Origin of the sequence: uncultured Jatrophihabitans sp., assembly GCF_964251945.1 — a bacterium.
Classification (GTDB): Bacteria; Actinomycetota; Actinomycetes; order Mycobacteriales; family Jatrophihabitantaceae; genus Jatrophihabitans.
This window is the reverse complement of record NZ_CAXULP010000006.1, coordinates 38329-52965: the sequence shown is the minus strand read 5'-3', so window position 1 is coordinate 52965 and position 14637 is coordinate 38329. Positions and strand designations below refer to the sequence as shown.

General features: G+C 68.3%; 14 protein-coding genes. 6 read left to right on the top strand and 8 right to left on the bottom strand.

Going from position 1 to position 14637, the window contains the following annotated elements:
• Nucleotides 1-43 precede the first annotated feature (43 nt).
• A complete protein-coding gene (locus ACFFBG_RS13010; protein WP_375479337.1) occupies nt 44-1189 on the bottom strand; it encodes a metal ABC transporter solute-binding protein, Zn/Mn family in 1146 nt (381 codons plus the stop codon).
• A gap of 108 nt (nt 1190-1297) precedes the next feature.
• On the opposite strand from ACFFBG_RS13010, the gene ACFFBG_RS13005 reads away from it, so the two are divergent.
• Nucleotides 1298-2287, top strand: a complete 990-nt coding sequence (locus ACFFBG_RS13005) for a glycosyl hydrolase family 18 protein (protein WP_375479335.1) — start codon at nt 1298-1300, stop codon at nt 2285-2287.
• 147 nt (nt 2288-2434) lie between these two features.
• On the opposite strand, the gene kdpA is transcribed toward ACFFBG_RS13005, so the two are convergent.
• The gene (gene kdpA / locus ACFFBG_RS13000; RefSeq protein ID WP_375479333.1) at nt 2435-4078 is read right to left on the bottom strand and encodes a potassium-transporting ATPase subunit KdpA; all 1644 of its coding nucleotides are present in this window, start codon (nt 4076-4078) and stop codon (nt 2435-2437) included.
• 13 nt (nt 4079-4091) lie between these two features.
• Nucleotides 4092-4499: a hypothetical protein gene (locus tag ACFFBG_RS12995; protein WP_375479331.1), complete on the bottom strand. Its 408-nt coding sequence runs from the start codon at nt 4497-4499 to the stop codon at nt 4092-4094.
• A gap of 270 nt (nt 4500-4769) precedes the next feature.
• On the opposite strand from ACFFBG_RS12995, the gene ACFFBG_RS12990 reads away from it, so the two are divergent.
• Nucleotides 4770-6137, top strand: a complete 1368-nt coding sequence (locus tag ACFFBG_RS12990; RefSeq protein WP_375479329.1) for a DUF2254 domain-containing protein — start codon at nt 4770-4772, stop codon at nt 6135-6137.
• Nucleotides 6138-6161: 24 nt separating this feature from the next.
• Here the strand turns inward: ACFFBG_RS12990 and ACFFBG_RS12985 are convergent, their stop codons facing one another.
• Both ACFFBG_RS12985 and ACFFBG_RS12980 read right to left on the bottom strand, forming a co-directional pair.
• Complete coding sequence (locus ACFFBG_RS12985) at nt 6162-6320, bottom strand: hypothetical protein (RefSeq protein WP_375479327.1); 159 nt, start codon at nt 6318-6320, stop codon at nt 6162-6164.
• Between the two features lie 189 nt (nt 6321-6509).
• A complete protein-coding gene (locus ACFFBG_RS12980; protein WP_375479325.1) occupies nt 6510-7253 on the bottom strand; it encodes an SDR family oxidoreductase in 744 nt (247 codons plus the stop codon).
• A gap of 151 nt (nt 7254-7404) precedes the next feature.
• Between ACFFBG_RS12980 and ACFFBG_RS12975 the strand changes: the two genes are divergently transcribed.
• The 4 genes from ACFFBG_RS12975 (at nt 7405) to catC (ending at nt 10742) form a co-directional block, all read left to right on the top strand.
• Nucleotides 7405-8319, top strand: coding sequence for a LysR family transcriptional regulator (locus tag ACFFBG_RS12975; protein ID WP_375479323.1), 915 nt, complete (start codon nt 7405-7407; stop codon nt 8317-8319).
• Between the two features lie 133 nt (nt 8320-8452).
• Nucleotides 8453-9556, top strand: coding sequence for a mandelate racemase/muconate lactonizing enzyme family protein (locus tag ACFFBG_RS12970; RefSeq protein WP_375479321.1), 1104 nt, complete (start codon nt 8453-8455; stop codon nt 9554-9556).
• 45 nt (nt 9557-9601) lie between these two features.
• On the top strand, nt 9602-10450 hold the full coding sequence (catA, locus tag ACFFBG_RS12965; protein WP_375479319.1) for a catechol 1,2-dioxygenase: 849 nt from the start codon (nt 9602-9604) through the stop codon (nt 10448-10450).
• Nucleotides 10451-10454: 4 nt separating this feature from the next.
• Nucleotides 10455-10742, top strand: coding sequence for a muconolactone Delta-isomerase (gene catC / locus ACFFBG_RS12960; RefSeq protein ID WP_375479317.1), 288 nt, complete (start codon nt 10455-10457; stop codon nt 10740-10742).
• A 30-nt stretch (nt 10743-10772) separates the two neighbouring features.
• Here the strand turns inward: catC and ACFFBG_RS12955 are convergent, their stop codons facing one another.
• From ACFFBG_RS12955 to ACFFBG_RS12945, 3 genes are all read right to left on the bottom strand, one after another.
• Nucleotides 10773-12233: an aromatic amino acid ammonia-lyase gene (locus ACFFBG_RS12955; protein ID WP_375479315.1), complete on the bottom strand. Its 1461-nt coding sequence runs from the start codon at nt 12231-12233 to the stop codon at nt 10773-10775.
• A 625-nt stretch (nt 12234-12858) separates the two neighbouring features.
• Nucleotides 12859-13716 (bottom strand): SDR family NAD(P)-dependent oxidoreductase, encoded by an 858-nt coding sequence (locus ACFFBG_RS12950; RefSeq protein WP_375479313.1) that lies wholly within the window; start codon nt 13714-13716, stop codon nt 12859-12861.
• Nucleotides 13713-14636 carry a fumarylacetoacetate hydrolase family protein gene (locus tag ACFFBG_RS12945; RefSeq protein ID WP_375479311.1) on the bottom strand — a complete coding sequence of 308 codons (924 nt, stop codon included), beginning with the start codon at nt 14634-14636 and terminating at the stop codon, nt 13713-13715. Before ACFFBG_RS12945 ends, ACFFBG_RS12950 begins: the two co-directional genes overlap by 4 nt.
• Between the last annotated feature and the right edge of the window lies 1 nt (nt 14637).

Sequence of the window (14637 nt, the reverse complement as noted above, 5' to 3'; positions counted from 1 at the left end):
GCGCCGTTAGTGACAGCGCCCTGGTGAGGGAAAGAACGTGGACTCACTTGCCGGTCGCCTGGTGCAACGCTGTCTCCAGAGCCTGCAGCTGCGTGGCCTGCCACTGCTCGAAACTGGCTGTGGCGGGGGACAGCGTCTCGGTCACCGTCGACACCGGGATGCCGGCGGCCTTGGCCGCCTTCACCTGGCGCGCCACGTCGGGGGTGGCGTTCTGGCTGTTGAACACATAGACCTTGATCCTCTTCCCGCTGATCTGCGAGTTGATCGTCGACAGATCCGCCGCCGACGGATCGGTGCCCTCACTGATCGCCTTCAGGAACGAGGGCGGAGTGATCAGCTCCAGCTTGAGCGCCGCCGCGAGCGGAGCGAAGATCGACTCGCTCGCACCGATCGGCGTCCCAGCATACTTCGTCTGGATGTCCTTGATCAGCTTGTTGTAGGTCGCCAGGCCGACGGTCGCGAACTCTTGCCGCCGCGCGTCGAAGTAGGACGAGTCGGCTGGGTCCAGCTTCTTCAGATCAGCGGTGATCGTGTCGGCGACGGTGGTCACATCGGCGGGGGAGTACCAGCGGTGCGGGTTCCCACCGTCTGGGACGTGGACCAGCTCGCCGACATCGATCACCGCGCGGCTCGGATCCGGGCTGGCCGCCAGGGACTTGGCCGCCCAGGAGTCGTAGCCGATGCCGTTCTCGATGAACAACTGGGTCTTGGCGATCACCGTGCCGTCTTTCGGCGTGGGCTCGTAGTCGTGCGGGTCGGTGTCCGGATTCGTGATGATCGACGTCTCCTGAACATGGGCGCCGCCAAGCTGTTTCAGGATGCTGCCCCAAGCGTTGATGCTCGCCCCCACCTGCACGATTTTGCTCGATTCACCGCCGGCCGAGCCGCCCGATGTTGTGCTGCACCCTGCTGTCGCGGCGAGCACAACAACAGCAACCGACGCCGTCCAGGCACGATTCACGACAGCTCCTTCGCGCAGTGGGTCGGACGATCGGCCGACTGAGACAGCCAACTCCGTAATGACATCGGTTGTCAATTCCACTGCGGGTGCGTATCTGAGTTGATGAGGTTGGGAGGTCGATAACCGAGGCCCTCGTCCACCTCGCCCACGCCTGCCGCTGCAAATACTCAGCCGCGCCATCGAAGCCATGGCGATGAGCAATGCGTAGATCGCGGCAAGTTGACGCACCGCCGGGTCGGTCCATATCGTCTGGACGGCGGCGGAAGCGCGGCAGGGTGAATTGGGCAGATTGATCCGTCCGATTCGCCCTTATTGGGTGTTTACGGGGGAGATGTCTTGAGGCTGTTCGTGCGGGGGCGAATTGCGGCGATCATCGGTACGGCTGTGACGTGCGCGGTTGCGCCGATGCTGGCCGCGCCGTCAGCGAGTGCGGCGACCTCGGCCCTGGAGATTGCGCCGTATTTCGAGACGACCGGGCCGCATAGCGCGAATCTGAACACCGCGGTCACCAAGCACGGGCTGAAGTCGTTCACCGCCGCCTTTGTGCTCGGCAAGGGCTGCACCCCGACCTGGGATGACTACTCCACGATCACCAGCACCGACGCGCGTAGTGCGCTGGTGAAGAAGGCGAAGACGGCTGGGGCTACCCCGATCCTGTCCTTCGGGGGACAGTCGGGCAACGAGTTGGCGAAAGTGTGCACCAGCGCGACCAGTTTGGTCACCGCCTACACCGGTGTGATCAACAAGTTCGGCGTGAGCAAGATCGACTTCGACATCGAGGGCGTCGGCCCGCTCAACGACACCACCACCAACACGCGGCGCTATCAAGCGATCAAGACGCTCGAGAAGAACTTCCCGAAGCTCGAGGTGTCAGTCACCATCCCGGTCGGCCTGTCCGGCATCAACGCCAACGCGACCTACGGCAACGCGCTCGCCTTTCTCAAGTTGGCCAAGAGCCAAGGCGCGCGCATCGACGTCGTGAACCTGATGACCATGAACTACGGCAGCCGCGTCGCCAACATGGCTACCGCCGCGACCACCGCGGCGAAGGACGCCCTGGCCCAGATCAAGACCATCTGGCCCGCCGACACCTACAACAACATCGGGATAACCCCGATGATCGGCGCCAACGACTCGGCCGGCGAGACCTTCACGTACGCCAACGCGGGGACCATCGTCGCCTTCGCCCACACCAACAAGGTCCGCCGACTCGCGTTCTGGGACCTCAACCGAGACCAGGCCTGCGGGACCGGCGACACCAAACCCGACACCTGCACCGGCCTGACCCAACAACCCCTCGACTACACCGACGCCTTCCTCGGCTAACCGGCCGTCGACGTGGCCGACTACGCGCATCGACCGGCAGCATCCGTACCGAGGACTGTGCCGAGGACTGTGCTACGGAAGTAACACAGTCTCCAACGCGATACCCGCGGCCTCGTTCGCATCACCGAACCGATCTCGGTGCGCGCCTCAATGCAGGGCTTCGGCCAGCGGGCCGAGAGCCAACGCCGGCAGAAACGACAGCAGCGTGACGAGCACGACGACGCCGAGGACGAGCCCGACGAACATGGGTGTGTCGGTTCGCAGTGTTCCGGCCGTGGCCGCGACGGTGCGGCGCTGCCGGGCGAACGCCCCGGCAAGGGCGAGGATGAACACGAGCGGGAGGTAGCGGCCGATCAGCATGACGATGCCGAGCAGGATGTTGTAGAAGTCGGTGTTCGCGTTCAGCCCCGCGAACGCGCTGCCGTTGCTCGCCGTCGTCGACGTCACTGCGTACAGCGCTTCGGACAGGCCGTGAGCGCCGCTGTTGCCCAGCGTCGCGCGTCCCGCCGGCAGGGCGACCGCCACCGCCGCTGCGATGAGCAAGGTCGCGGGGAACGCGAGCGAGTAGAGGGCGACAAAGGTCATCTCTCGTCGCCGGATGCGTTTACCGAGGAACTCCGGCGTTCGGCCGACCATCAACCCGCCGACGAACACCGCAAGGATTGCGGCGACCAGCAGCCCGTAGAGCCCGCTGCCGGCGCCGCCGGGGCTCACTTCGGCGAGCATCATGTTGCCGAGCAGGACACCGCCGGCCAGCGCGCTGAACGAGTCATAGCTGGCGTCGGCCGCGCCATCGGCAGATGACGTCGCGGCGACGCCGAACAGCGCCGAGGAGTCCACCCCGTTGCGGGTCTCGGTGCCTTCGACCGAGGCGCCGACCGAGGTGGGAACAGTCCCGTGGTGTCCCGCGTCCGACGCGATTCCCGCCACCATGGCCATCGCGAGCAGAGCCAGGCTCACCGCCGCGAGGGCCCAACCCTGGCGGCGGTCCTTGACCATCCGGCCGTACGCGCGCGGGAACGCCGAGGGGATCAGCAGCATCAGGATGATCTCCACCGCGTTAGAGATCGGCGAGGGGTTCTCGAACGGGTGCGCGCTGTTGGCGTTGAACGCCCCGCCGCCGTCTCCGGTGAGCAGCTTGATCGGTTCCCACGAGGCGACCGGGCCGCCGAGTATCGTCTGGTGCGCGCCGGCGAGCGTGGTGATCGTGAGCGGGCCGTGCCAGTTCTGGATCACCCCGAGGATCAGCAGCACCACGCCGCCGACGAGCGCCAGCGGCAGCACGATTCGGGTGCAGCTGCGAGTGACGTCGACCCAGAAGTTGCCGAGCCGGTCGGTGTTGCGCCGGGTCAGACCGCGGATGAGCGCGACGACGGCGGCCATCGCGACGGCGGCGGAGAGGAAGGCTTGCGTGCCGAGTCCGACGGCGAGGGCCAGGTGGCCCATGGTGGACTCGCCGGCGTAGGCCTGCCAGCTGGTGTTGGTCGTGAAGCTGACGGCTGTGTTGAACGCCAGCGCCGCAGGCACGCCCGGATGGCCTTCTGCGAAGGGGAGGTGTGACTGCAGGCGAAGCAGCGCGTAGAGGCCGAGGATCCCGGCTGCGCTGAACGCGAGGACCGACATGAGGTATGTCGGCCAGCGCTGTTCGGACTCGGGGTCGATGCCGCCCACGCGGTACACCACTCGTTCGACGCGCCAATGTCGATCACTGGTGTAGACGTGGGCGATGTAGTCGCCGAGCGGCACGTGGACCGCAATCAGGACGGCGACCACCACTACGGCAGTGAGCACGTGGCGAACCGGATCAGGCGGCGCGGGCCGACACGACGCGGACGCGGCCGTCGTCGACGAGCAGGCGAACCTCGCACAGGTGCGCGTGCAGCGCCGCGGTGTGCGCAAACGGTGCGAACAGCACCGCGATCGAACAGTTCTCTGGCCACGAGGTGGGGCCGAATATCAGCGCTCCGATTACCTGCGCTCCCGTGTGGGACCTGCGATACGCGCTGCGGCCGTCATGACATCCGTGGCGCTTGGAATCGATCGCGACGCCCGCGCCGCCGCCCTCGAGCAGCTCGCCGTCACGAAGAACGGTGGGAGCCGGCGAGACCTCGTATCGCAGGCAGAGGTAGCTGTCCACGACGTCTGCCCACGTGATCACCACGTCGGCCCGGCGACTGGCGAGGCTGGGCCGCACGAGATTGGCCGAAGTCACCGACCACACTCCCGATCTCGACGCTCACGGGTGGCGCCATGTCGCCCCCAACCGACAGCGTCGCCCCCGGAGTGCGGCGCTGCCGCCCCGAACACGTCGTTGTCACGCGATCCCCACGCGCTGCTCACATCGAGACCGGACGGTTCGCATCGAGTCGTGAGATGTCGTCCGGAGTCGGCCGTTCGGATCGATATTCTCCAGGCGAGCGTCGATTGCGCCCCGGGTCGGCCGGATGGTCTGCAACGGCGGAACGGTCGGAGGGCGGCGGCGTTGCGGGCAGTCACCTTCGGCCTGTCGCCGTGGCGCAGGGAGGCGTTGCGCACGACGCTGTGGGTCGTGCCGGTGGCCCTGCTGCTGGCGGCAGTGGCGCTGTTCGTCGTGACGTACAACGTCGACTACCACGTCTACAACCGCGGCACGGTCTTGCCGTCGTGGATACGCCTCGAAAGCGCTGACGGCGCCCGTCAATTGCTCAGCGCGTTGGCGGCCGGCGTCATCACCGTCCTGGGCGTGGTGTTCTCGGTGACCATCGTCGCGTTGACCTTGGCGTCGCAACAATTCGGGCCGCGGATGCTGCGCAACTTCATCCGCGATTTCGGCACGCAGGCGACGCTGGGCACGTTCGTCGCGACGTTCGTGTACTCGGTCCTCACGCTGGGCGCGATCGGCGGAGGCAGCACGGCGCAGACGTTCGTCCCGCAGATCTCGGTGACGGTTGCGCTCATCCTCGTGCTCGTCAACGTGTTGGTGCTCATCTACTTCATTCACCACATCACCGTCAGCATCCAGCTTCCGGTGGTGATCTCCTCCATCGCCGGCAATTTGTCGCGCGCCATCGACGTCCAGTTCCCGGTCGCGTCACAGCCGCCGGCTCGCCGTGTCTTTGCCACCGGCCGCTCCGCTGAGCAACTGCGCGAACTGCTGGCAGGCGAAGGTTTCCCGGTAGTCGCGACGAAGAGCGGATATCTCCAGTTCGTCGGCTACGAACGGCTGGTCCGCATCGCGACGAAGCACGACGTCGTGCTGCAAGTCATGCATCGCCCGGGGCATTTCGTCACCCACGGGCTGCCGCTTGCCCGCGTGTGGCCGCCGTCGGACGCTCGCGAGGTGCTCGCGTCGCTCGAGAATGCGCACATCACCGGCCCGCACCGCACGCTGGACCAAGACCCGGTTTTCGCGATCGACCAACTCGTCGAGATCGCCATCCGCGCGCTGTCGCCGGCGGTGAACGACACCTTCACCGCCCTGACGTGCATCGACTGGCTGGCCGACGGCCTGTGCACCGCGTCGGAGCGCGACCTGCCCGACGGCGTGCACCGAGACTCTGCCGGCGCCATTCGGGTGATCGGTCTCGGCCCGAGCTATCGACGGATGGTCGACCGGTCCTACGACAAGATCCGCCAGGCGGGCGCGGCGATGCCGGCCGTCGCGATCAGGCTCATGGAGAGCCTCGGGAAGGTCTTCGCTTACACGCAGAGCAGCGAGCAGCGTGCCGTGCTGTTGCGGCAGGCCGACATGATCCTGCGCGGCAGCGCCGCCGGGATCGACGAGGATGAAGATCGCAGCGAGGTGCGCCGACGCTACGACCTGCTGGTGACCGAACTCGATCGCTTGGACGTGTCTCACCGCAGCACGTGATCCCGGCGCGCGGCGGCCACGCGGTCACACCGTAGCCAGGCCGACCGCGAGCAGGACGAGACCGACGATCAGTTCTGCAGGTCCCGTCATCCGCAGGCCGCTGGGCGCGTCCGGGTCCGCCCAGCGCCCGCCGTAGGCCGCCAAGGTGGCGACGACACCGCCAAACGCGAGGGCAAACCCCACGAGCAACTCGATAGGGCCGATGGCTGGACTCCTGGCTCGGGAACCAACTGGGGGATGAGCGCTGGTGACGAACTGCCGCCGCCCAACCTGGACAATGCGCCGATGACGAACGGCGCCGCAGCGGCAGCCACGCGAAAGCCACGCCATCGACACGGGATCCTTACGCTGCCGTGCGTGCTGGCACGGGATCTAACGCTGCGTCGCGAGCCAGTCCTCGAAGGTGGTCGGGGCGATGCGGGCGCCGGCGCCGGGCAGCAGCACGTCGCCGGCCATCGCCAGGCCGAACATCCCCGACCACGTCGGCACGAGCTTGACCACGTGCCCGCGGGCGTCGTTGGTGCGGCGGGCCATGTCGACCAGGTCCTGCCGGTCGGGTCCGGCGATGTCGACGTAGCGGCCCTGCGGCGGGCCCGCGGCGATCTCGGCGAGGATGTCTGCGACGTCCGCGGGCGCTATCGGCTGCACCAGCAGCGGCGCAATCGTGGCGACGCCTTCGTGCTCGCTCCATTGCACGACCATCGCGGCGAAGTCATGAAACTGGGTGGCCGGAACGATCGTCCACGGCACCGCACCCGCAGCCACCAGGCGTGCCTGTTCCTGCTTGCCTACGTAGTGCGCGTCTCCCTCGACGCGGTCGACCCCGGCGATCGACAGGAGCACGTGATGGCGGACGCCGGCCCGCTCTTCAGCGGCAAGCAGGTTCCGGGTGGTGGCGCGGAAATATTCGACTGCCTCAGCGAGGTCGGTCGCGGCGGAGTTCGTGGCGTCGATGACGGCCTCGACGCCGGCCAATGCCGCGTCGAGCCCGGCGCCGGTCAGCAGGTCCACACCGAGCGAACGGCTGATGTGAACGACATCGTGGCCCGCCCGTTCGAGCGCGACGACGGTGAGCGCACCGATGTTTCCGGTGGCTCCGGCAACGGCGATTCGCATGATCGCATGATGGCATGACGAGCGATTCCTCTGCCGGGTTCGGCTATGCGTTTGCTCGAGCACTGCCGACTGCAGAGGCAATGACTCAAATCGGTGCGACTAAGACGCGCAAGGTCTGGATCTACTCAGCGGGGAGAACTAGCCTGCGGCGATGGAACTGCGGCGCATCCATTACTTCATCGCGGTGGCGGAGGAGTGCCACTTCGGCCGCGCCGCCGCCCGGCTGCAAATGGCGCAACCGCCGTTGTCGCAGCAGATCAAGCATCTCGAGGCCGAGATGGGTGTCACCCTGTTTACCCGCTCGACCCGCAAAGTCGAGCTGACCCCCGCCGGCGAGCGCTTCCTCGACCGTGCCCGACAGATCGTGTTGTCCGTCGACGAGGCGGTCGACGAGGCGGTGCGGGTCGCGGACGGGATGGTGGGAACGCTGGCCATCGGGTTCACCGGATCGGCGACCTACGATCTACTGCCCTCCCTGGCGCGGGTTCTCCGGGCGGAGCTCCCAGGAATCGAGCTCGATCTGAAGGGCGAGATGTTGACGCCGGATCAGGTTTCCGCGCTGCTCGACGGCACGCTGGATCTGGCCTTCCTCCGGCCCCCTGTGCGCAGCGCGGATATCGACGTCAGGGTGCTGCGCCGCGAACCGTTGATCGCTGTTCTGCCTGAGGCGCATCCGCTGGCGGGTCGGGCCAAGGTCAAGCTCGCCGACCTCCGAGACGAACCGTTCATCACCTACCCGTCGCACCACCGCTCCGTGGTCTACGAGTCGGTCATCGACGCCTGCCAGCGTTCCGGCTTCGCTCCATCATTGGTGCACGAGGTCGGCGAGACCTCGACGCTGGTCTCGTTCGTCGCCGCCGGGCTCGGCGTCGCGCTCGTCCCAGCGTCGGTGCAGCATTTGAAGATCACGGGCGCCCACTACCTGCCGCTTGCCGGCAACACCGAAGAAGTCGAACTCGCCCTGGCAACCCGCGTGGACGATCGATCCCCACACGTCGCCCGCGTTCGCGCGCGCGCCGAGACACTCATCGGCGGCGCGCGCCGAGTGCGCAACCGATCTCGCTAGGACGCTCAACGTCCTATTCGCAACGAATTTAGTATTTCCCAAGGCCCTTCGCGCGGTGTGACACTCGTCGAATCCGCTGGTCGCACCGACTGGCAGACGCTGACCCGCCACCACAACCGCTGGGGAGGCATCGATGAAGATCACGAAGATCGAGGCGATCCCGTTCTCGATCCCGTATCGCAAGCCGCTGCGCTTCGCCTCTGGCGAGGTGCTCGCCGCCGAGCACGTCCTGGTGCGGGTGCACACCGACGACGGGTTGGTGGGCACGGCGGAGGCGCCGCCGCGTGCGTTCACCTACGGCGAGACCCAGGCGTCGATCATCGGCGTCATCGACACGATCTTCGCCCCGCAGATCGTGGGTCTGTCCCCGCTCGAGCGCGAAAGCGTCCACACGCGACTCAACCGCACAATCGCCAATCCGACCGCGAAGTCAGCCCTCGACATGGCTCTGTGGGACATCATCGGCCAGTCCGTCGGCCTGCCGGTCACCGACCTGCTCGGCGGTTACGGCAACCGCATGCGCGTCGCGCACATGGTCGGATTCGCTGAGCCGGCTGAGATGGTCGCCGAGGCTGGCCGCGTGCGCGAGGAGTACGGCATCACGACCTTCAAGGTCAAGGTCGGCCGCCGGCCGATCGACATGGACGTCGCCGCATGCCGAGCCCTTCGAGAAGCGCTCGGCGACGGCATCGAGCTTTACATCGACGGCAACCGTGGCTGGACCGCCGCAGACTCCGCCCGCGCGCTGCGCGCGATGGCCGACCTGGACCTGCAGTTCGCCGAGGAGCTGTGCCCGGCCGACGACGTCCTCGGCCGCCGGTGGCTCGTCTCGCAGAGCAGCATTCCGATGTTCGCCGACGAGAGCGTCTCGCGCCCCGGCGAGGTCACCCGGGAGCTGCTCGACGGCGCGGCGACCGGGATCAGCATCAAGACGGCCCGCACCGGCTTCACCTACTCCCAGCGCGTGCTGTTCCAGTGTGAGGGACTGGGTGTCGACGTCGTCATGGGCAACCAGATCGACGGCCAGATCGGGTCGCTGTGCAGCCTCGCGTTCGGCGCCGCCTTCGAACTCACCTCACGCCGCGCCGGCGAGCTGTCCAACTTCCTCGACATGACGGACGACCTGCTCGCCGAGCCCCTGCAGATCCGCGACGGAAGCCTGCGGGTCCGCGAGGCGCCCGGCCTCGGCATTGAGATCGACGAGGACAAGCTCACCCGCTACCGCCAGGACAACTGAACTTCCGGCACACGCGGCCGGACGAACCCAACGAAGGGACCGAACATGACCACCGTCGAAGAGAAGGCGACCGCCGCCGCCACGGGCGCGTCAGCCACCGAACGATTCCGAACCGACAAAGCAGTCGCCGCCGACACCTCGCCTGAGCGCGTCAGCCTGCTCGCCCGCGAGGTGCTCGACGCCGTCCACGCCACGATCCGCAAGCACCAGGTCACCTACGCCGAGTACGACGCGCTGAAATCCTGGTTGATCCAGGTCGGCGCTGACGGTGAGTGGCCGCTCTTCCTCGACGTGTTCGTCGAGCACGTCGTCGAAGAGGTCGTAAACGCGCCGCGCGAGGGCAGCAAGGGCACCATCGAAGGGCCGTTCTACGCCCCCGGCGCGCCGCAGCTGGGCTCCGACGGCACGCTGCCGATGCGCGACGGCGAGGCCGGCACCCCGATGACCTTCCACGGCCAGGTTCGCAGCGTCGCCGGCAAGCCGCTGGCCCACGCGACTGTGGACATCTGGCACTGCGACGACGAGGGCTTCTACGCCCAGTTCGCCCCCGGCATCCCGGAGTGGAACCTGCGCGGCGTGTTCACCACCGACGAGAACGGCCACTTCACCATCCACACCATCCAGCCGGCGCCGTACCAGATCCCCACCGATGGAGCGACGGGCGCGATCATCCGCGCCGCGAACTGGCATGCCTGGCGACCGGCGCACCTGCATCTCAAGGTCTCGGCTCCCGATCATCTGCTCATTACCACGCAGCTGTACTTCCCGGGCGATCCGCACAACGACGACGACATCGCCGCGGCCGTCAAGCCCGAGCTGATGCTCGACCCCAAGCCGACTTCGGACGGCGCGGGTGTCGACGTCGAGTACGACTTCATCCTGGACCCGGCCTGAGCCGATGCTCTTCGCGGTGAAGATGGATGTCGACCTGCCGCTCGACATGGACCCGGGCGAGCGCGCGGACACGCTCGCCCGGGAGAAGGCCTACAGCCACGAACTCCAGCGCTCCGGGAAGTGGCCGCACATCTGGCGGATCGTCGGCCAGTATTCGAACCTCAGCGTCTTCGACGTCGTCGACAACGCCGAGCTGCACGACCTGCTCTGGAACCTGCCGCTGTTCAAGTTCATGACGATCGAGGTCACGCCGCTCGCCACGCATCCCTCGGACATCTCGCTCACCGAGTAGGGCGATAGGCGATGCCGGCTGGCCGGCCCGTCAATCGAGTTCGTTCTCCCAGCTCGACTCGGGCAGTTGCAGATCGACGAATCGGGTGAGCTTGCTGACGAGTCGGCGGGCGATGTCGATGTCGACGGTGAGGTCGCGGTCCGCCACGGCGGTGGGCAGGTCGGCGCAGGTGTCCAGCACGGCGCGGAGCGTCTCCGTCGGCGGTGTGGCCGCCATCCGGTTCGCGCGGACGGCGGTGAGCAGCTCGGCGGCGACGAGCAACTCATAGCTCTCGGCGCTCGCCACCAGCTGCCGAGCCGACAGCGAGGCGAAGCTGGCCGCGTCCTCGACCCCGCGCGACAGGCTCGTGGTCTGCACCGCGGCCGGATTGGCCGCAGACCGCAGGTCGCCCAGCGCCGCCGCTGCGACGTACTCGACGAGCATGACGCCGGACGCCCCGGGAGTCCCGTCGCCCAGAAACGGTGTCAGGCCCGTGTGGTTCGGCTCGCTGAGATAGGTCAGCCGGTGGATCACCAGTTGGGCCGACTGCACGGCCGCGTTGCGGACGGTGTCGCCTGCGACCGCGAGGTAGGAGGCGTGGAAGCCCCCGTGGTGCGCGACCGCGCCGTCGGGCAGCACCACCGGGTTCTCCGAGGGGGCGTTGACGTAGGCGTCGACGGTGTCGCGCAGCGCGGCCAGGGCGTCGAGCAGCACGCCGTGGCTCTGCGGCAGGGCGCGCAGGCCGTAGGGGTCTTGGATGCGCAGGCTCGCGCTGGCCTGCGAGCCGATCAGGGCGCGCATCGCGCGGCAGGTGGCGCGCGCGCCGCGCATGGGCGTCACTCGTTCGACAGCGGGGGAGAACGCCTCCAGGTTGCCGCCCAGCGCAGTGAAGGCGAGCGCGGCCACGGCCAGCCCCGCGCGTGCCGCGACAGACAGGCGGGACAAGCCGAGCGCGGCGTCGGCCAACGCGGCGGCGTTGCTCGACAGAAACGGCAGCGCGTCGTCCGTGCCCAGGACCAGCGGATCGGTCCCGGACGAGCGCTCGTGCCGCTGCATCGCGAGGGCCGTCGCGGCGAGCGCCGAGAGGTCCGCGGTCCCGACGCCGGTGTGCTCGTGGATCACGGGCAACGCGTCGTCGCAGATCAACCGAGCGAGCCCGGCGACGACGTCCGGGCTGACCCCCGAGCCTCCGGCGCACAGCTGATTGAGCCGGACCAGCAGCATCGCGCGCACGCGTTCTGCGCTTCGGATCGGACCGGCCGTCGTCGCGTGGCTGACGAGCAGCGCCTGCGCCGCTTCGACGCTCGGCTCGACGACTACTTCGCGGTTCGCGCCCACGCCGGTGCTGCGTCCGTACATCGGCCGCTCCCCGCGCAGCCGGACGGCCCAGTCGTGCGAAGCGCGGACGCGGGCCATCGCCTCGTCGGTCACCACGGCGTGCATCGGCCCGCTGCACACCCCGGCCAGATCGTCGGCGGACAGATGCTGTCCGTCCACCTGCACAGTGCGCATCAGCGAGAACTCCCGGCTGTCGTCGTTGCCGCCTCAAGCTTCGCATCACACGACCGGTGGTCGACCAGGCCAGCTCGCCGGGCGGGTCGCGAAGTCCCACACTGGCGTATGGAGTTGTGGAGGGGGAGTGCGATGACGGCTCGTTCGAAGACCTCTGCGGGAGCGGTGCTCGTTGGTTTGGCGGCCGCGGTTTGGTTGTCGGGTTGCGCAAGCAAGACCGCCGCGACTGGCCGTCGGGCGTCGTCGGCGACCTCGCTCGCGGCGACGTCGACGGCGATCTCGCCGGAGGCCGCGGGGCGTGCTGTGCCCCCATGTCGGGCTCAGGGCAGCGGGTTTGGGTTGTCGCTTGCCGCCGGGTTCCGAGGCGCGGCTGATCCGGTCGCGGCCGCCCGGTCGTTCGTACGTCGCGGCGAAGTGGCGGGATTTGGGACACCGTCATCGGTGTGGGTGCTGGCTGACCCCGGGCAGGTCGGTCGCGGTGCGGCCACGCTGATCGACGGAACGGTCTCGCTGCATGCCGTGCGGCTGCCGAACGGGACGTGGGCGATAGACAGCGGTGCGCGCTGCGTGTGATGGCGCTGCTCGCCGACGACTGGCACGCGGCGACTGTCGCCGGGCGAAGCGGCTAGGCGTCCTCGGACATGCCGAGCATGACGTCGACCATCGAGGTGAAGGCGCCGATCGCGCTGAAGCCGCCGTCGACCGGAAGCAGCACGCCGGTGATCCAGGCCGCGTCCTCGGAGGCCAGGAAGACGATCGCGTTCGCGACATCCTCCGGCATCCCGGGATGGGCGAGCGCGGTGGCGGCCAGGATCGCCGCGAGCATCTGCGGATGATCCCAGAACCCCCGGTTCATCGCCGTCGGCAAGAAGCCCGGCAGCACGGCGTTCACGGTGATCCCGTCCCCGCCGAGCTCGGTGGCCAGCGCGCGGGTCATGGCGTGCACCCCGCCCTTGGCCGCGGCGTACGCGGTGATATTCGCGTTGCCGAAGGACCCGGCGATGGAGCCCAGGTTGATGATGTGACCCGCCGCGCGGCCGATGCGCGGCTGGGAGCGCATCGCCCGGGCGGCCACCTTGCAGCCGAGCCAGGTGCCGGTCAGATCGACCGCCAGCTCCTTGTTGAACGCGTCGATGGGCATGTCGTCGATGGGAGACGGCACGACGATGCCCGCGTTGTTGACCCAGATGTCGATGCGGCCGTGCCGGTCGACCGCGTGCTGACCGAGCGCATCCATCTCCTCCGGCGAGGTCACGTCGGCGTGCACGTAGGACGCGGACCCGCCCAGGTCCTCGATCTGCTCGTGGGTGGGCAGGACCCCCGTTCCCTCGAAGCCGCCGCTCGCCGGATCGGGGCGCAGGTCGGCGCAGGCGACCGCGGCCCCCTCGCGGGCCAGGGCCAGCGCCGTCGCCCGGCCGTTGCCCGAGCTCGCGCCGGTGACGACGGCGACACGTCCGTCGAGCCTGCCGGGCTGGGTGCTCATGCGCCGGGTCCAGGGACGCTCGGTGTGACCGAGGCAGAAATCTCGCCGAGGTGTTCGATCGACAGCGTGACGGCGTCGCCTGGCGCCAGCCATGGATAGGCGTCCAGCCCGTGCGTGCGGGACAGCTCGAGAATGCATCCGGTGCCGACCGTGCCGCTGCCGATCACGTCGCCGGTGCGCAGCTCGGTGCCGCGAGACGCGTACGCGAGCAAGTCGCCGAAGCTCCAGTGGATGGTCGAGAAGTTGCCGTTGCTGTACGGCTTTCCGTTGACCGTCGCCGTCATCGTCAGGTCGTAGGCGTTCCCGGCGCGATACGGCTCCAGCTCGTCGAGGGTGACCAGCACCGGCCCGATGCTCGTGGCGGTGTCCTTGCCCTTCGCCGGGCCCAGATGCAATCTCATTTCGCGCTCCTGCAGGTCTCGGGCGCTCCAGTCGCAGAGCACCGTGTAGCCGGCGATGTGCCGGTCGGCGTCGTCGGCGGCGATGTTCGAGCCGGGTGTGCCGATCACCGCCGCGATCTCCAGTTCGAAGTCCCACGCCGCGCTTCCTGGCGCGATCGGGACGTCGTCGTGCGGTCCGCGGATCGCCGCGGGGTTGGTGAAGTAGAAGACCGGAACTTCGTACCAGAGCGGGTCGACCCGAAGCCCCAGCGCGGTCGTGGACGTGACCACGTGCTCCTCGAAGGCCATGAAGTCGCGCACCGACGGCGGAACCGGCACCGGCGCGTGCAATCGCACGTCTGCCAGCGGCAGCACCTCGGACGGGGACGTGCGGGCCGATCCAGCCGCTGCCGCCAACGACTCGGGCGAGCCCAGGATCTCGATCAGCGTCGCGGGTGAGCGAAGGCCGTAGACCACGGAATCCTCGACAAGCCCGACGCCTGGGTCGGAGGTCGGGGTCGAGTACGTGCACCAGCGCATG